General features: G+C 51.2%; 15 protein-coding genes. 6 read left to right on the top strand and 9 right to left on the bottom strand.

The window, feature by feature from the left end; genetic code table 11:
* The first annotated feature begins 96 nt into the window (after positions 1-96).
* Together SC127_RS18700 and SC127_RS18705 are read left to right on the top strand one after the other, a co-directional pair.
* On the top strand, positions 97-417 hold the full coding sequence (locus SC127_RS18700) for a heavy metal-binding domain-containing protein (RefSeq protein WP_332627464.1): 321 nt from the start codon (positions 97-99) through the stop codon (positions 415-417).
* Positions 414-1238, top strand: a complete 825-nt coding sequence (locus SC127_RS18705; RefSeq protein ID WP_243078255.1) for an N-acetylmuramoyl-L-alanine amidase — start codon at positions 414-416, stop codon at positions 1236-1238. The genes SC127_RS18700 and SC127_RS18705 overlap by 4 nt, the downstream gene beginning before the upstream one ends.
* A gap of 7 nt (positions 1239-1245) precedes the next feature.
* Here the strand turns inward: SC127_RS18705 and ltaE are convergent, their stop codons facing one another.
* The 3 genes from ltaE to SC127_RS18720 form a co-directional block, all read right to left on the bottom strand.
* The gene (ltaE, locus tag SC127_RS18710; protein ID WP_332627467.1) at positions 1246-2247 is read right to left on the bottom strand and encodes a low-specificity L-threonine aldolase; all 1002 of its coding nucleotides are present in this window, start codon (positions 2245-2247) and stop codon (positions 1246-1248) included.
* Between the two features lie 70 nt (positions 2248-2317).
* Positions 2318-4039: a ubiquinone-dependent pyruvate dehydrogenase gene (gene poxB / locus SC127_RS18715; RefSeq protein ID WP_243078517.1), complete on the bottom strand. Its 1722-nt coding sequence runs from the start codon at positions 4037-4039 to the stop codon at positions 2318-2320.
* A 124-nt stretch (positions 4040-4163) separates the two neighbouring features.
* On the bottom strand, positions 4164-5063 hold the full coding sequence (locus SC127_RS18720) for a lysine exporter LysO family protein (protein WP_332627469.1): 900 nt from the start codon (positions 5061-5063) through the stop codon (positions 4164-4166).
* Positions 5064-5198: 135 nt separating this feature from the next.
* Here SC127_RS18720 and SC127_RS18725 point away from each other — a divergent pair, with 135 nt between their 5' ends.
* Complete coding sequence (locus SC127_RS18725; protein ID WP_332627471.1) at positions 5199-6848, top strand: ATP-dependent endonuclease; 1650 nt, start codon at positions 5199-5201, stop codon at positions 6846-6848.
* Between the two features lie 71 nt (positions 6849-6919).
* On the opposite strand, the gene cspD is transcribed toward SC127_RS18725, so the two are convergent.
* Positions 6920-7141, bottom strand: coding sequence for a cold shock-like protein CspD (cspD, locus tag SC127_RS18730; RefSeq protein ID WP_193403324.1), 222 nt, complete (start codon positions 7139-7141; stop codon positions 6920-6922).
* A gap of 322 nt (positions 7142-7463) precedes the next feature.
* Between cspD and clpS the strand changes: the two genes are divergently transcribed.
* Positions 7464-7784 carry an ATP-dependent Clp protease adapter ClpS gene (clpS, locus tag SC127_RS18735; protein ID WP_215847206.1) on the top strand — a complete coding sequence of 107 codons (321 nt, stop codon included), beginning with the start codon at positions 7464-7466 and terminating at the stop codon, positions 7782-7784.
* Between the two features lie 55 nt (positions 7785-7839).
* Positions 7840-10116, top strand: coding sequence for an ATP-dependent Clp protease ATP-binding subunit ClpA (gene clpA, locus SC127_RS18740; RefSeq protein WP_215847205.1), 2277 nt, complete (start codon positions 7840-7842; stop codon positions 10114-10116).
* Positions 10117-10204: 88 nt separating this feature from the next.
* Here clpA and infA read toward each other — a convergent pair whose 3' ends face one another.
* The 5 genes from infA to trxB form a co-directional block, all read right to left on the bottom strand.
* On the bottom strand, positions 10205-10423 hold the full coding sequence (infA, locus tag SC127_RS18745) for a translation initiation factor IF-1 (RefSeq protein WP_002211347.1): 219 nt from the start codon (positions 10421-10423) through the stop codon (positions 10205-10207).
* A gap of 346 nt (positions 10424-10769) precedes the next feature.
* Complete coding sequence (gene aat, locus SC127_RS18750) at positions 10770-11462, bottom strand: leucyl/phenylalanyl-tRNA--protein transferase (protein ID WP_215847204.1); 693 nt, start codon at positions 11460-11462, stop codon at positions 10770-10772.
* A 33-nt stretch (positions 11463-11495) separates the two neighbouring features.
* Positions 11496-13226 (bottom strand): heme ABC transporter ATP-binding protein/permease CydC, encoded by a 1731-nt coding sequence (cydC, locus tag SC127_RS18755; RefSeq protein ID WP_332627476.1) that lies wholly within the window; start codon positions 13224-13226, stop codon positions 11496-11498.
* Complete coding sequence (gene cydD / locus SC127_RS18760; protein WP_332627478.1) at positions 13226-14995, bottom strand: heme ABC transporter permease/ATP-binding protein CydD; 1770 nt, start codon at positions 14993-14995, stop codon at positions 13226-13228. The genes cydC and cydD overlap by 1 nt, the downstream gene beginning before the upstream one ends.
* 143 nt (positions 14996-15138) lie before the next feature.
* Complete coding sequence (gene trxB / locus SC127_RS18765) at positions 15139-16107, bottom strand: thioredoxin-disulfide reductase (RefSeq protein WP_332627480.1); 969 nt, start codon at positions 16105-16107, stop codon at positions 15139-15141.
* A 522-nt stretch (positions 16108-16629) separates the two neighbouring features.
* Between trxB and lrp the strand changes: the two genes are divergently transcribed.
* Positions 16630-17124, top strand: coding sequence for a leucine-responsive transcriptional regulator Lrp (lrp, locus tag SC127_RS18770; RefSeq protein WP_006118610.1), 495 nt, complete (start codon positions 16630-16632; stop codon positions 17122-17124).
* Positions 17125-17171 lie beyond the last annotated feature (47 nt).

Raw genomic sequence — 17171 nt, forward strand, 5'->3', positions numbered from 1 at the left:
CATTTTTAGCATAGAGTATAGCCGTGCTTTTTAGTCGAAAGAGCCTTAGTCCGCTTTGTTAAGGTTTTAGTCTGGTTTTCAGAGAAGGAGAACACGATGAAATTGTCTACCACGCCTACGCTAGAAGGGCACCGCATTACCGAATATTGTGGCGTTGTAACGGGTGAAGCGATTTTGGGCGCGAATATTTTCCGTGACTTTTTTGCCGGTATTCGCGACATCGTCGGCGGTCGCTCGGGCGCCTATGAGAAAGAGTTACGTAAGGCGCGAGAAATCGCGTTCAAAGAACTGCAAGAACAGGCAAAAGCATTAAGCGCTAATGCGGTTGTGGGGATTGATATCGATTACGAAACCGTCGGCAAAGACAGCAGCATGTTGATGGTGAGTGTAAGCGGCACGGCGGTCATCGTTAGTTGAAAAAATGGATACTAATACTGGCAGCGATCCTATTGTCTGGCTGCCAGTCTGGCGTGGAATCACGTAAGGGTTACTGGGCCGATTTACGCCATCCGGCTCAAGGTGCGCGCCCGCGTATCAAGGTGATTGTGATTCACTACACCGCCGAAGACTTCTCATCTTCACTCGCTACTTTGACCGATAATCAGGTCAGTGCGCATTACCTTATCCCGCGCCAGCCGCCACAACGCGAGGGCAAAGGCATTATCTGGCAGTTAGTTCCCGAGCGTGATTTAGCCTGGCATGCTGGCCCCAGCTTTTGGCGTGGTGCTACGCGCATCAACGATACGTCAGTGGGTATCGAACTGGTGAACAGTGGTTATCGACGCACGCTAACCGGGCGCGAATGGCAAGCTTTTACCCCGGCGCAAATCGCATCGCTAAGCGCACTAGTGAAAGACGTGGCGCAGCGTTACGGCATCGCGCCTGAGAATATTGTCGGGCACAGCGATATCGCTTCGCAGCGCAAACAGGATCCGGGCCCCCGTTTCCCTTGGCAGCAACTGGCGCAGCAAGGTATTGGCGCGTGGCCAGATGCCGATCGTGTGCAGGTTTATTTAGCCGGAAAAGCCGCGCAGACGCCGGTGCCAACGGCACAGGTGATGGAATTGCTGCAGCGCTACGGTTACGCGGTGACGCCAGAGATGACGCTACTTCAGCAGCAAAATCTGATCGCCGCCTTTCAGATGCACTTTCGGCCAACTGATTATCGCGGACTACCGGATGCAGAAACCGCAGCGATTGCCGCCGCGCTACTGGAAAAATATGGCGCGGCGGAATAGCACGCTGTTACTGCTGTAAAAAGGCTTTCCAGTGCGTGACAACCTGTTCCAGCGCTGCACGGTCAACATCAATATGCGTCACCAAACGTGTTGCTGGGCCGACGCTAATCAGCACATCACGCGCCTTCATCCACGCCTTGAGCGGTTCAACCTGTTCCGCAGGTACACGGACAAACAGCATATTGGTTTGCTGATCAACGACCTCAACGCCAATTTCATGCAGCTGTTGTCCCAGCCATGCGGCGTTGTCGTGATCCTCTTGTAAACGCGTCACGTTATGTTGCAGCGCATACAAACCGGCAGCCGTCAGAATACCGGCCTGGCGCATGCCGCCACCGGTCATTTTGCGCCAACGGCGTGCACGCTCAATGTAGGCTTCATCGCCACATAACAGCGATCCCACTGGCGTACCCAACCCTTTAGAAAGGCAAATGGTCAGGCTATCGCAATAGCGTGCGATGGCTTCCAGCGTGACCTTTTGAGCAACAACGGCGTTGAAAATACGTGCGCCATCAATATGCAGCGCCAGTTGGTGTTGGCGGGTAAAGGCAAAAGCTTCAGCCAGATAAGCCAGCGGCAGCACTTTACCATGATGGGTATTTTCCAGACTGAGCAGGCGAGTACGTGCGAAATGAATGTCATCAGGCTTGATTGCAGCAGCAATAGACGCCAACGGCAATGTGCCATCAGCGGCGGCTAAAATCGGCTGCGGCTGAATACTGCCAAGTACTGCAGCGCCGCCCGCTTCATATTTGTAGTTATGCGCTTGCTGGCCCACGATATATTCATCGCCGCGCTCGCAATGGCTGAGCAACGCGACCAAATTTGCTTGGGTACCGGTTGGAAAGAACAGCGCGGCAGTTTTGCCGCTCAAGTGCGCAGCTTCAGCTTCCAGTGCATTAACCGTAGGATCATCGCGATAGACGTCATCGCCGGTCTCTGCCGTCATCATCGCTTGCAACATCGCGGCACTAGGCCGGGTAACGGTATCACTGCGTAAATCGATCACGTTGCGCTCCTGAACTTTCCTGATTAATAAAAAAAGCGGGCATGGCGCCCGCTTGCGAAGTTCTATGGTTTTACCGCAACCAGTTGGTTTTCGCCAGTTCAACCACTTCATCGCCGCGACCATTCAGAATGGCCCGCAGCATGTAAAGACTGAAACCCTTGGCCTGCTCCATTTTGATTTGTGGCGGCATCGCCAACTCCTCTTTGGCGGTGATAACGTCAATCAGCACCGGGCCATCATGGGAAAACGCCTGTTCCAGCGCGCCATTCAGATCAGACGCTTTTTCTACGCGGATACCTTTAATGCCACAGGCTTGCGCAATAGCGGCGAAGTCAGGGTTGTCTAGCTCTGTGCCATCGGTTAAATAACCGCCAGCCTTCATCTCCATCGCGACAAAACCCAGCACGCTGTTGTTGAAAATCACCAGTTTTACCGGCAACTTCAACTGCGCAACCGTAATGAAATCCCCCATCAACATACTGAAACCGCCGTCACCACACAGCGCGACCACCTGACGATCGCGATCGATGGCCTGCGCGCCCAAGGCCTGCGGCATGGCGTTTGCCATTGATCCGTGGTTGAACGAGCCCAGTAAACGACGCTTCCCGTTCATCTTCAAATAACGCGCAGCCCAGACGGTGGGTGTACCCACGTCGCAAGTGAAAATAGCGTCATCGTTGGCGTAGTGGCTAATCTGCTGAGCAAGATATTGCGGATGAATGGCCTGCTTGTCGTTGGCATTGGCGAGATCGTCGAGATCTTTGCGTGCCTCAACATAATGTTTCAATGCGCTGTCGAGATGCTGACGATCGGTTTTATCCATCAGCTGCGGCAATATCGTCTGCAGGGTGGTTTTCACATCGCCAATGTAGGCTTGATCCACGCGACAGTGCGCGCCAAGGCTACCGGGATTGATATCCAGTTGGATAATTTTGGCTTTTTCCGGGTAGAAAGCGCGATAGGGAAATTGCGTTCCGAGCAGCACCAGCGTGTCGGCATTCATCATCGCGTGGAAACCTGATGAGAATCCGATAAGCCCGGTCATGCCGACATCGTAAGGATTGTCATATTCAATGTGTTCTTTGCCGCGCAGCGCATGAACGATAGGCGCTTTTAGCGTCGCGGCCAGCTCAACCACTTCTTTATGCGCACCTGCAACGCCACTCCCGCAAAGCAAAGTAATATTACTGGCTTCGTTTAGGGTTTGAACCAGACGCGCTAACTCTGCAGCTTGCGGTTGGATGTGTGGAAGCTGTGGCGGATACCACGCCGCGCTCGCCGTTTCTGGCGCTAACTTCAGCGCAACATCGCCAGGGATGACCACCACTGACACGCCGCGATTCAGGATCGCTTTACGCATCGCGATGCCTAAGACTTGAGGTAATTGCTCTGGATTAGAAACCAACTCGCAGTAATGGCTGCATTCGCGAAACAGCTCTTGTGGGTGCGTTTCCTGAAAATAGCCGCTACCGATCTCGCTGGAAGGAATATGTGCGGCAATGGCTAATACCGGAACATGGTTACGATGACAATCAAACAAGCCGTTAATCAGATGCAAATTGCCGGGACCACAAGAACCCGCGCAGACTGCCAGCTCACCGGTCACGTGCGCTTCTGCGCCTGCGGCAAACGCAGCAACTTCTTCATGGCGGGTTGGCATCCATTCAATGGTTCCCATGCGATTTAAGCTGTCACTCAGACCGTTAAGCGAATCACCGGTCACGCCCCAAATGCGTTTGACGCCTGCATTCTCAAGGGTTTTTGCGAGCAGCGCCGCAATGGTTTGTTTCATCATCTTCTCCTTTTGGTGATTGGCCATCCTGGCGATGGCACAACCGAAAGCGCAAAAAAAGAAGCTTAGACGAGGTTATCAAAACGCAGCCGTGAAAAAATGCGCTGCGTTTCGGCTCAGGGCGTTAAGCGGAGAACAGGGCGATGAGAATAGGGGCCAGCAGGCTCATGACAAAACCATGCACTATCGCGGCGGGAACAATTTCCATGCCGCCTGCGCGTTGCAACACCGGCAGGGTGAAATCCATTGAGGTGGCGCCACATAAGCCCAATGCACTGGAACGATGACGGGCAATTAAGGCTGGGATCAACATAATAGCAATCAGTTCGCGTAACAGGTCATTGAAGAACGCTGCGCTGCCAATGACCGGGCCAAACGCTTCGGTCATTAAAATACCGGACAGCGAATACCAGCCAAATCCGCTGGCCATTGCCAAACCGTTTTTTAACGGTAAACCCAACAGCAGCGCCGCAATCATACCGCCAATCAACGCACTCACTAACACGACGCTGGCGACAATCATGCCGCGGCGATTCAGGATAATTTGGCGCAGCGTCATGCCGCTGCCACGCAACTGTATTCCCACTAAAAACAGCAAGAAAATTAATGCGTATTCACTGGCTGCAGAGGCGTGATGAAGAAAGTTCCACTGTGTCAGGCCTAATAAAAATCCCACGATGACTACGCCGCACAGCTTGAGTGATTCCAGCGCCATATGCAGCCGCGACGGCAATTTTTCCTGTTTGTGAGCGTGTTGCCACGGCAAGCGTTTTTCCAGCCAGAGCAATGCCAGTAGATTGCATAACATGATGCAAACTGCGGCGACTGCGGCGGTGTGAAATACCGTGAGCAGATTGCGGCTAAGGTTATCAAGAAACGCCAAACTGATGCCCATGAAGAACAAGATGACATACACCATCCAGCTCAGTAAGCGATTAACTGCACGTAGAATTGCGGTTTTATGCAGAGGTAACAGCCAGCCCACGACCAGTGGAACAAGAATAATCAGAAGTCCGGAATACATAATTATTTAAGCCATCCGTGCGAAAGTGGCGACACGCTAGCGAAAAAGGCGCTAAGAGTAAACCCTGTAGAGAGAGTGGCTTGACCGGTTTGCGTTCGCCAACCATGCTTCGGTTAATAAGAGGATGAGCCACGTATGATTCTGCAACATATCGATATTCGCGGTTTTCGCGGCATCAGTCAGCTTTCCTTGCCGCTGACACCCACCAACCTGTTAATCGGTGAAAACGCCTGGGGCAAATCGAGTCTACTGGACGCACTTACACTGTTATTGTCACCGCAAACGGAAGATTATCAGTTTACGCCTGCTGATTTTTACTTTACGCCAGGCGACGTTAACGATCAGCGACGACGTCTGCAGATTGTGTTCCATTTCCGTGATGACCACAGCGATCAAGACGCGCTGCTTACGCCGTTCTGGCAACGGGACGCACAAGGGCAACGTTGGCTCTTTTACAGTACGCGGGCGAAGTTGCGTGATGGCCATGTCAGCACAACACGGCGCTTTGTCGATCAGCAGGGCAACGTGTTACCTGAAGAGGGGACGGGAGCGGCTATTCGTCATCTGCTGCACAGGTATCCGGTGCTGCGATTGCGTGATGCGCGTTTTAGTCGTCGCAGGCGAGATAGCGAAAGCAATAACGATACGCGCACCTCAACCTTGAACCAGTTAGCGATGGAGCTTGATACGCTCACGCGAGATCTGGTGACGCAGCCGCAAACGTTGAGCGACGAGGTGCTGCGTCAAGGTTTGCAAACCATGCAACAACTGATGGAGCACTATTTTTTGGTGCAGCATCCCAAAGATGCCAGTGAAGCGCGCCGCATTGATCCGCAAGCGCGTGATGGCGTGCAAGGATGGCGCTCGCTGGATAGGCTGAATAAACTGATATCGGGAACGGATTCGCGCAGTCGCCAGCTGATTTTACTGCGTATGTTTACGCTGCTGATACAGGCGCAGGGCAGTGAGCCGCTGGCTATTGGCGCACGACCGCTGCTGCTGATAGAAGATCCCGAAACGCGACTTCATCCGATTATGTTGTCAGTGGCGTGGAATTTACTGGTGTTGCTGCCGCTGCAAAAAATCACGACCACCAATTCAGCTGAGCTGCTTTCACAGGTGCCGATTGAGAATGTGTGTCGGCTGGTACGAGAGCCGTCGCGGGTCGCTGCGTGGCGTATCGGCCCGGAAGGATTGAGTGCGGAGGATAGCCGGCGCATTGGGTTTCATATTCGCGTTAATCGTCCGTCTGCACTGTTTGCCCGCTGCTGGTTGCTGGTGGAAGGCGAAACTGAAGTGTGGATTATCAACGAGCTGGCGCAGCAATGCGGTCATCACTTTGCCGCAGAAGGGGTAAAAGTGATTGAGTTTGCTCAGTCAGGATTAAAGCCTTTACTCAAATTTGCCCGCCGCATGGGCATTGCCTGGCATGTGTTAACCGATGGTGATGATGCCGGCAATAAATATGCAGCTACAACGCGCAGCCAATTGCAGGAGGGGGACGAGGAATCACATCATCTTACCCAGCTTCCCGCGCTGGATATGGAAAATTTCCTTTATAAACAAGGGTTCGATGAAGTTTACCATCAGATGGCGCACCTGCCGTTAAACGCGCCCATGAATGCAAGGCGTATTATTACCCAAGCTCTTCATCATGCGTCGAAACCGGAACTGGCAATTGCCGTGGCGATGGCGGCGGCCGAGCGCGGCCCCGAGGCTATTCCAACGCTGATGCGCCAGATGTTTTCACGGGTGATTTGGCTGGCGCAGGGTAAAGCAGATTAGAAAGGTAACAAAAAAATGCCAGCGGCATGGGCTGGCATTTTTTTAGGGAATGTTCAGAATGGGGATAAACGTCAGGCTACAGCCTGCGCTTCTACTGGCACGATAAGACTGGCATGATTGCCTTTCGGACCTTGATGGACGTCAAACTGAACTTGTTGGCCGGCTTTAAGTGTTCTGTAACCATCCATCTTAATCGTTGAGTAGTGCGCGAAGATGTCTTCGCCGCCCCCGATTGGACAGATAAAGCCGAAGCCTTTGGCGTTATTGAACCATTTAACTGTACCCGTCTCCATGCTTTTACTTCCCTCGCAAGACATTTTATTAAGTAGGTGAGGTCATTTAAGCTGTGAGTCGAGTTTGATTAAAACTCAATCAGCTTGTGTCCGTAGAATGTAGAGAAACGGGCACTGGCGTCAAGCAAAGCGCCGGACTGCGCAGGGAGAAAATCACTAAAATTTGAGGTGGTTAACGCTATTGCGAATTTTGTGATACAGGTCGCGGAGGCTTTTTTCGGCTAAATTTCCATCATCGGCTGATAGCTTGACAAGCGTGTTAAACTCTAAATATGAACTGCAATGGGTTTATGAATGATGTGCGGAATCTCAACGGATCATTATGGCAAACAATAACGACTGGCTTAATTTTGAACATCTGGCCGAAGACAAAGTACGCGAAGGGTTAAAGCCGCCTTCAATGTATAAAGTCATTCTGAATAATGACGATTATACACCTATGGAATTTGTTATTGACGTAGTGCAAAAGTTCTTTTCTTATGATGTTGAACGTGCAACGCAGCTGATGTTGAAAGTTCACTACCACGGTAAAGCGATCTGTGGTGTATTTACTGCAGAAGTCGCCGAAACCAAAGCGGCCCAGGTGAACAATTATGCGCGGGAAAATCATCATCCTTTGCTGTGTACGCTGGAAAAAGCCTGATCCCGTCTCCATATAGGAAACAGGTCGTCAGAGCGATAATTGGGGGAGGTGCCTAATGCTCAATCAAGAACTGGAACTCAGTTTAAATATGGCTTTCGCCAGAGCGCGTGAGCACCGTCATGAATTTATGACCGTCGAGCATCTGTTACTGGCGCTGCTCAGTAACCCGTCGGCCAGAGAGGCACTGGAAGCCTGTACGGTGGATATTGTGGCTCTCCGGCAGGAGCTCGAAGCCTTCATCGAACAAACCACACCTGTGCTGCCTGCCAGTGAAGAGGAGCGTGATACGCAACCTACGCTCAGCTTCCAGCGTGTGTTACAGCGTGCGGTTTTCCATGTCCAGTCATCAGGCCGAAGCGAAGTCTCCGGTGCTAATGTGCTGGTTGCCATTTTTAGTGAGCAGGAGTCGCAAGCGGCTTACCTGCTGCGCAAACACGAAGTCAGCCGCCTTGATGTGGTGAACTTCATTTCTCACGGTACGCGTAAAGACGAACCCGGCCATGCGCCGAATGCAGAAAATCCGGTTAACGAAGAGCAAGCAGGCGGGGAGGATCGTATGGAAAACTTCACCACCAATCTCAATCAGCTTGCTCGCGTCGGCGGAATCGATCCGCTGATTGGTCGGGACAAGGAGCTTGAGCGTACCGTTCAGGTTTTATGCCGCCGTCGTAAAAATAACCCGCTGCTGGTGGGAGAATCGGGTGTCGGTAAAACCGCTATTGCTGAAGGTCTCGCCTGGCGTATTGTTCAGGGCGACGTGCCGGAAGTGATGAAAGATTGCACCATTTACTCTTTAGATATTGGTTCACTGCTGGCAGGCACTAAATATCGTGGCGACTTCGAGAAGCGTTTCAAAGCGTTGTTGAAACAGCTTGAGCAGGACAACAGCAGTATTCTGTTCATCGATGAAATCCACACCATTATTGGTGCGGGCGCGGCGTCAGGTGGCCAGGTTGATGCTGCTAACCTCATCAAACCGCTGCTTTCCAGCGGCAAGATTCGCGTTATGGGTTCAACGACTTATCAGGAATTCAGTAACATCTTCGAGAAGGATCGTGCTTTAGCACGTCGCTTCCAGAAAATTGATATCACTGAACCGTCGCTGGATGAAACCGTTCAGATTCTGAATGGCCTGAAACCGAAATACGAAGCGCATCACGATGTGCGTTATACCGCGAAAGCGGTGCGTGCAGCGGTGGAGCTGGCGGTGAAATATATTAACGATCGTCATTTGCCGGATAAAGCGATTGACGTTATCGACGAAGCGGGCGCTCGCGCTCGACTGATGCCAGCCAGCAAGCGCAAGAAAACGGTCAATGTGGCTGATATAGAATCAGTGGTGGCGCGTATTGCGCGTATCCCAGAGAAAAGCGTTTCAGCAAGCGATCGCGATACGCTTAAAAATCTGGGTGACCGCCTGAAAATGCTGGTATTTGGTCAGGACAATGCGATTGAAGCCCTGACTGAAGCGATCAAAATGAGCCGGGCGGGTTTGGGCCAAGATCGTAAACCGGTTGGTTCGTTCTTGTTTGCGGGTCCAACGGGCGTGGGTAAAACCGAAGTCACGGTTCAACTGGCAAAAGCGTTGGGCATTGAGCTGCTGCGTTTCGATATGTCCGAGTATATGGAGCGTCATACCGTCAGCCGTTTGATTGGTGCGCCTCCGGGCTACGTTGGTTTTGATCAAGGTGGTTTGCTGACCGATGCGGTAATCAAACATCCTCATGCCGTTGTGCTGCTGGATGAGATTGAGAAAGCGCACCCGGATGTCTTTAACCTGCTGTTACAGGTCATGGATAACGGCATGCTAACGGACAACAACGGGCGTAAAGCGGACTTCCGCAATGTCGTGCTGGTGATGACGACAAACGCCGGTGTGCGTGAAACGGAACGTAAATCTATCGGCCTGATTCATCAAGACAACAGCACCGATGCAATGGAAGAGATCAAAAAGATCTTTACGCCAGAGTTTCGTAACCGCCTCGACAACATCATTTGGTTCCGTCACTTGTCTCCAGAGGTGATTCATCAGGTGGTCGACAAATTCATTGTCGAACTGCAAGCGCAGTTGGATGCGAAAGGTGTGTCGCTGGAAGTCAGTGATGAAGCGCGCGATTGGCTGGCTGAGAAAGGCTATGACAAAGCGATGGGTGCACGTCCGATGGCGCGTACCGTTCAGGAAAGCCTGAAGAAACCGTTGGCTAACGAACTGCTGTTTGGTTCGCTGGTGGATGGTGGATCGGTATCAGTTGGACTGGATAAAGAAAAAGGCCAGCTAACCTATCATTTCCTGAGTGCGGAAAAACGTAAAACAGAGGGCACTGTGCATTAATCACGGATGTCAGATAGAGAAAAGGCCGGATGAGAATCCGGCCTTTTTTTTGCTTGCTGATATTATTCAGCAGCGCGATGAGAGCAGCTTAGCGACTACGGAAGACAATGCGGCCTTTGCTCAGGTCGTACGGGGTCAACTCGACAGTCACTTTGTCGCCCGTCAGGATGCGGATGTAGTTTTTGCGCATTTTACCGGAGATATGAGCGGTAACCACGTGTCCGTTCTCAAGTTCTACGCGGAACATGGTGTTAGGTAACGTATCCAGTACGGTACCTTGCATTTCAATATTGTCTTCTTTGGCCATCGAATCCTCTGGGTGTACTACCTTTCAGTTGAACCGGCAAGATAATGCCCAATTCAACGATTTATGTAAAGAACCGTCGACGATTTTGCCAACGCTTCGCCGTGCTTCGCGTTATAACGCGAGCATCTCGGTTAAATTCGGGTGTTTTATGTGACGTCTGCGGGGGAGTTAGCGGGCTAAGAATCTGTATCAACCGGTTACACGCGCACGATTGAACAGTTCCGAGAGTGCGTTGAGATTCCCAGCCTGGCAATTCCGGCTTACTACTATGAAGCGCGGACGACATACCAAACTCGATTATTATATCACTTTTACCGCTTTATGTGTGCAAAACATCTGTGTAGGTTTAAAAAAGGGTTTGCGTACGCCAGCAGCCTTCGCTGACCGGTTGCCACGCAAGGCTTTGCACATATTGCAGATAATCTACACGGGGGATTTCCCTCGCACCTAAAGACGCAGTATGCGGGTTAAGTACCTGACAATCCACCAAACGCCCCTGGTGTTTTACGAAGTGTTGGCAAAATACCCAGAGTGCGGTTTTCGAGGCATTCTCCTGACGACTAAACATCGACTCGCCGCAGAATATTTGGCCTAACGCTAAACCATACATGCCGCCGACTAAACGTTGCCCATTCCAGACTTCAATCGAATGCGCATGACCGAGTTCATATAATCGCAACCAGGCGCGTTTAACTTCGAAAGTAATCCAGGTGCCTTCCTCACGTCCAGTAGCGCAGCCTTCAAGAACGTCGGCGAAAGACTCGTTCATGGTCACGCGATAAGGTGACTGCTTGTGGAAACGCTTCATGCTGCGACTGAGATGAAAATACTCAGGCAGTAGCACGGCACGAGGATCGGGCGACCACCATAAAATAGGATCGCCGGGCGAAAACCAGGGAAAAATTCCACGTTGATACGCATTCAGTAAACGAGCAGGGGAGAGATCGCCACCCATTGCCAGCAAGCCGTTCGGTTCGCGCAAGGCCATTTCAGGCGGTGGGAAATGCAATGACTCCCTTGAAAGTTGTACCAGTCTCATGACGTTATTTTACCTGTCAGCTATTCGCTAGAACTATAGCGCAAAGCGTTGCTGGAAACGCCAATAGCGACCCGTTTTTGAGATTAATTCCTTATGGCTGCCTTGCTCAATAATTGCACCATTTTCCATTACGCAGATGCGATCCATAAGATGTAAGCCACTCAGGCGGTGGGTAACGATGATCACCGTTTTCCCCTGAGTGACCTGATTCAGCAACGTCAAAATTTGTTGCTCCGTGCTGGCATCTAAACCTTCAGTGGGTTCATCGAGCAACCAAAGATCGCCATCATGCAAAAGTGCACGTGCAATGGCTAAACGCCGCAGTTCGCCACCTGAAAGCGGGCGTCCGCCTTCACCGAGCCAGGCATTTAAGCCCTCATCGTTCTCAAGTAAACATTGCAGTTCGACCTGAATCAGCACTGCTTTGAGCTTCTCATCAGTTGCGGTTGGAGAAGCAATAAGCAAATTATCGCGCAGCGTTTGACTAAATAAATGGACTCGCTGCGTCACCATGCTAATACGCTGACGTAGTTGCGCTTCATCCCACGCCTGAAGCGCAACATCATTGAGCGCTATGGTGCCGTGCTGACTTTCCCAGGCGCGCGTCAATAAGGCTAACAACGTTGATTTACCGCAACCGGTTGGTCCGAGCAAAGCGATATGCTCACCAGCCCGGATATTCAGGGAGAAATCGCTGAGCACGGCGTCGGGTCGATCAGGATAAGAGAAATAAAGTTTTTCGATAATGACTTCAAGGCTACCTGTTCTGACATCAGCAACCGAAGGGAAAATTATCGTAGGCTCTCGACCAATGATGTCATTTACGCGTTGCGCAGCCGTAATGACCTGGGATAATGGCAGAAACGCACCGGCAACCGGTGCCAGCGCTTCGAAAGCGGCTAACGCGCAAAACACCACTAACGCAATGAGGGAGCCCGGTAACTGCTGTGCTTCAATTGTCGTTGCGCTGACCCAAAGCAGAAGAGTTACGGTAAAACCGCTAATCAGCAACAGTAGGCTTTGTGCTAAAGCGTGTAGGCGCTGCTGTTGACGCTGTGCTTGCTGCCACTGCTGTTCTTGATCATTAAGCTGTTTGCGCCAAGAGGAAGCTGCGCCATAGAGCGTGAGTTCCGCCTGTCCGCTCAGCCAATGCATGAACTGCATGCGCCAATGAACACGCCCTTGCGCGATTGCCCGGCCTGCTGGTGCACCAAGATGATAAAACAGCGGCGGAAAAAGCAGCAGCGTTGCTAACATGATACCCCCCAAAATTAATGCTAATTGCAGGTCAATCAGGCTGAGTGCTGGCGTGACCAGCATAATGACCACAAAGGCACCCGCTAGCGGGGAAATAACACGCAAATAAAGGTGATCGAGCGTATCTACATCGCCAACAAAACGATTTAACAGGTCAGATTGACGAAAATCAGCAAGTTGACCGGGTGATAAGGCAATCAGGCGGCTAAAGGTGAACACACGCAGATGTTGCAATACGCGGAAAGTGGCATCGTGACTCACAAGGCGTTCAAAATAACGGGCAGCGGTACGTATGATGGCAGCACCGCGAACACCCGCCGCGGGTAGCATGTAGTTGAAGCTGTAGAGTCCCGCAAAACCCGCAACAGAGGACGCCGCCAGAAACCAACCAGAAAGAGTAAGAAGGCCAATGCTGGCCAGCAAAGTAATCATGGCTAACACCATGCCTAAGGCTAAGCGATAAGGATGGCGCAACCAGAGACGGAGGAAAGGATGCAATGCAGACATCAGGAAATCTCCTGCTGACGATGTTTCATCATCTGTTTAAACGCACCGGATTGTTCACTTAGCTGATGCCAGTTTCCTTGCTGTATTAGCTGTCCGTTTTGCATCACCCAAATTGCATCCCATTCCTTAAGATTATCGAGTTGGTGAGTAATCATTAGCGTAGTTTGCTGCCTGGCAGCTTGGTTGAGCGCCTGCATGACCAGCGATTCACTAAGGGCATCAAGACTGGCGGCGGGTTCATCCAGTAATAACAAGCGTGCTGGTTTATACAATGCGCGTGCAACAGCGATGCGCTGTGCCTGACCAACCGATAAACCTGTACCGCCATCGCCCAGAATTGTCTTCAGACCCTGAGGCAGCCGCGGTAGAAATTCGTTTATTCCGCAGGTTTTTAATAACTCGGTAAAACGGCTTTCACTATAAGACTCATTCATCAAAATATTGTCGCGAATTGTCGAGGCCGGCAGATGGGGGTTTTGTCCGACCCAAGCCAAATGTTGGTGCCAGTTATCACGAATAATATCGCGTAACTCCATCCCATTAACGCGGAGAGAGCCTTGATAAGGTAAAAAGCCCAGTAATGCATTCATTAATGCGCTCTTGCCTGCGCCACTTTGCCCAACCAACGCCACGCGTTGATTAGCTGGCAGATGGAAAGTTAACGGGCCACACAGCGTTTTTCCGTTTGGCGCGCAAATCAGCAGGTTTTCAGCCCTGACTTCAATCGAATCATTTGACGCGAAAGGGGTTTCACCTTGATTGGCAACGTTGTCCGGAGTTTCGTGCATGAATTTTTCAAGCGCATCAGCGCCGCCAACTGCTTGCGCTTTGGCGTGATAAAAGGTGCCGAGATCACGCAGCGGTTGAAAAAATTCAGGGGCCAATATCAGCACTAAAAAACCGGTAAAAAGCGTAACGCCATGGCCATAATCGCCAAGATGCAGTTCGCCTAAATAGGAAAAGCCAAAGTAAACCGCGACCACCGCGATAGCCAATGAAGCAAAAAACTCCAGCACGGCAGAAGAGAGAAAAGCAAGGCGCAGCACTTCCATAGTGCGCTGGCGAAAATCTGTGGTTGAGGCCGCAATAGCCTCTTTTTCCGCTTCGCCCCGATGAAAAAGGCGCAGCGTTTCGCGCCCACGCAGGCGATCAAGAAAGTCACCGCTCAGTCGTGCAAGCGCGCTGAAATTACGACGATTAGCATCAGCAGCTCCCATGCCGACCAAGGCCATGAACAGCGGAATCAAAGGCGCGGTGACAAACAGAATTAAGCCGGCGGTCCAGTTTAGAGGAAAGAGGGTGAACAGAATGCAAAAGGGGATAAGAACGGCAAGCGTCATTTGAGGAAGATAGCGCGCATAGTAATCCTGCATATCTTCAATTTGCTCCAGTAATAACGTTGCCCAACTGCCAGCCGGTTTCCCCTGAATCCAGGCGGGACCCAGTACAGCCAGACGATCAATGATCTGCTTTCGAAGGGCCTGACGAATGGCCTGGCCAGCACGAAACCCAGCGTGTTCCCGAGCATAATTTAATGCCGCGCGCAGGACAAAGCACAGCAGTAACAGCATGAAATGGGTCAGCAGCGTATCGCGTGATTGTTGTTCAATAATCAGCGCTTGCAGCAATGAGGTCATTAGCCAGGCTTGAGCAATAATAACCAGCGCGCTGGCAAAACCCAGCAGCGTGGTCAGTCGCAACCATCGTCCAGCGTGGCTGCGTTGCTGGCGAAGCCAGCGGGTAAGATGCTGTTGCCGCGATTTGTTCATGCGATACCGTGGAGAATGCCAAAGGCGAATGCAGAATCAGGACGTTTCCTGCTTCTATAGGCGCATGAATCTAGCATGGCGACAATAAAAAAGGCGACTGAAAAACAGTCGCCTTTATTGATTACGATCAGGAAATGAATAACTTATCGATCGTTTTTAACCAAACCGTCGAGATAACGTTCTGCATCCAACGCAGCCATACAACCGGTACCCGCTGAAGTAATTGCCTGACGATAGATATGATCCATGACATCACCTGCGGCAAATACGCCCGGAATGCTGGTTTGGGTCGCGTTACCATGCAGACCAGACTGGACTTTGATGTAACCATTTTCCAGATCCAGCTGTCCATCAAAGATGGCGGTGTTCGGGCTGTGACCAATGGCCACAAACAGACCTGCGACTTCCAGCGCTTCAGTTTCTTGCTCGTTAAGCGTGGAGCGCAATGTTAAACCGGTAACGCCCATCTGATCGCCCACCACTTCTTCCAGCGTGCGGTGAGTATGCAGAACAATATTCCCGCTACTCACTTTTTCCATCAGTCGATCAATCAGGATCTTCTCTGCACGGAAGCTGTCACGACGATGAATCAGGTGCACTTCTGAAGCGATATTGGCGAGATAAAGCGCTTCTTCCACGGCGGTATTACCGCCGCCAATAACCGCGACTTTCTGCTGGCGGTAGAAGAAACCATCACAGGTTGCGCAGGCTGAAACGCCTTTGCCTTTAAACGCTTCTTCCGACGGCAGACCAAGGTAACGTGCAGAGGCGCCAGTGGCGATGATCAGCGCATCAGCGGTGTATTCAGCGCTGTCACCAGTCAAACGGAAAGGACGATTCTGTAAATCGACAGTGTGAATGTGGTCAAAAATGATTTCAGTATTAAATTTCTCAGCATGCTCATGCATGCGTTCCATCAGAGATGGACCTGTCAGATCGTGCGGGTCACCCGGCCAGTTTTCAACTTCTGTCGTGGTGGTTAACTGACCGCCTTTTTCAAGCCCAGTAATTAAAACCGGATTCAGGTTGGCGCGTGCAGCGTAAACGGCTGCGGTATAACCCGCTGGACCGGAGCCCAGAATGAGTAACTTACTGTGTTTTGCCGTACTCATGCTTTCCTCAGTTTCATTCGGCTGACATAGCCTGCGATTGTAGGGAATATCCTGATGGAATGACAAGGCTTGCACGATTTTGTTAACGATAGCTGCAAATGGCGTAGACGATGATGATAGTTTCCGCCTCTCCTTTGCGCCAAAAGGGGGCAAAAATCGGCTTTTTGTGGTGCAGCTGTTCAAAAATACTCATTTAAAAACAGTTACCCAGAGGACTGTCTGGCATCTTGTACTGGATTTGGACATTTTACTTTGACAATCGCCTGCGCATTTGCGAAAACAGTGTCAGAAGCGAAGAATGTTAATCGGATCAAAACAGGGTTTAATGCCTCGTTTTGCGCGCAACACCGAATAAAAGCAGCCTGACATTGGTAATGACGCATGATGTGGACAGACAACATGCGTCATGCGGATGAGTGCCTTAACGCACAGGCTCTACAACTTCACTTCAAAAATGCCCCGAACAATGAGCGTTTTCAGGGCGTGGCAGGTAAAGGGAAGGAATTAAGAGAGACAATAATAATGGTAGACAATAAGAAACGCCCCGGGAAAGACCTCGACAGAATCGACAGAAATATTCTGAATGAACTGCAGAAAGATGGTCGTATTTCAAACGTGGAACTTTCCAAACGCGTAGGATTATCGCCTACGCCGTGTCTTGAGCGTGTGCGCCGCCTTGAGCGTCAAGGTTTTATCCTGGGCTACACCGCACAATTAAACCCGCATTATCTGGATGCATCACTGCTGGTGTTCGTTGAGATTACTCTGAATCGTGGCGCGCCAGATGTGTTTGAGCAATTTAACGCCGCTGTACAAAAACTTGAGGAAACTCAAGAGTGTCACCTCGTTTCGGGTGATTTCGACTACCTGCTTAAAACGCGTGTACCTGACATGTCTGCCTATCGCAAACTGTTGGGCGAAACCTTGTTGCGTCTGCCAGGCGTTAACGACACGCGTACTTATGTGGTGATGGAAGAGGTCAAACAGAGCAATCGTCTGGTGATCAAAACTCGCTGATGCGGGGCAGGTGCAAAACCTGTGGGATTTCGGTACACTCCTGTGAA

It is taken from the genome of Pantoea sp. T14 (assembly GCF_036663535.1).
Lineage (GTDB): Bacteria > Pseudomonadota > Gammaproteobacteria > Enterobacterales > Enterobacteriaceae > Pantoea > Pantoea phytostimulans.

Excerpts from the sequence above, each read along its gene's own strand:
- SC127_RS18700 (WP_332627464.1), top strand. The coding sequence starts at position 97 with ATGAAATTGTCTACCACGCCTACGCTAGAAGGGCACCGCATTACCGAA.
- poxB (WP_243078517.1), bottom strand. The coding sequence starts at position 4,039 with ATGAAACAAACCATTGCGGCGCTGCTCGCAAAAACCCTTGAGAATGCA.
- SC127_RS18720 (WP_332627469.1), bottom strand. The coding sequence starts at position 5,063 with ATGTATTCCGGACTTCTGATTATTCTTGTTCCACTGGTCGTGGGCTGG.
- SC127_RS18725 (WP_332627471.1), top strand. The coding sequence starts at position 5,199 with ATGATTCTGCAACATATCGATATTCGCGGTTTTCGCGGCATCAGTCAG.
- cspD (WP_193403324.1), bottom strand. The coding sequence starts at position 7,141 with ATGGAGACGGGTACAGTTAAATGGTTCAATAACGCCAAAGGCTTCGGC.
- clpS (WP_215847206.1), top strand. The coding sequence starts at position 7,464 with ATGGCAAACAATAACGACTGGCTTAATTTTGAACATCTGGCCGAAGAC.
- clpA (WP_215847205.1), top strand. The coding sequence starts at position 7,840 with ATGCTCAATCAAGAACTGGAACTCAGTTTAAATATGGCTTTCGCCAGA.
- infA (WP_002211347.1), bottom strand. The coding sequence starts at position 10,423 with ATGGCCAAAGAAGACAATATTGAAATGCAAGGTACCGTACTGGATACG.
- aat (WP_215847204.1), bottom strand. The coding sequence starts at position 11,462 with ATGAGACTGGTACAACTTTCAAGGGAGTCATTGCATTTCCCACCGCCT.
- cydC (WP_332627476.1), bottom strand. The coding sequence starts at position 13,226 with ATGTCTGCATTGCATCCTTTCCTCCGTCTCTGGTTGCGCCATCCTTAT.
- cydD (WP_332627478.1), bottom strand. The coding sequence starts at position 14,995 with ATGAACAAATCGCGGCAACAGCATCTTACCCGCTGGCTTCGCCAGCAA.
- trxB (WP_332627480.1), bottom strand. The coding sequence starts at position 16,107 with ATGAGTACGGCAAAACACAGTAAGTTACTCATTCTGGGCTCCGGTCCA.
- lrp (WP_006118610.1), top strand. The coding sequence starts at position 16,630 with ATGGTAGACAATAAGAAACGCCCCGGGAAAGACCTCGACAGAATCGAC.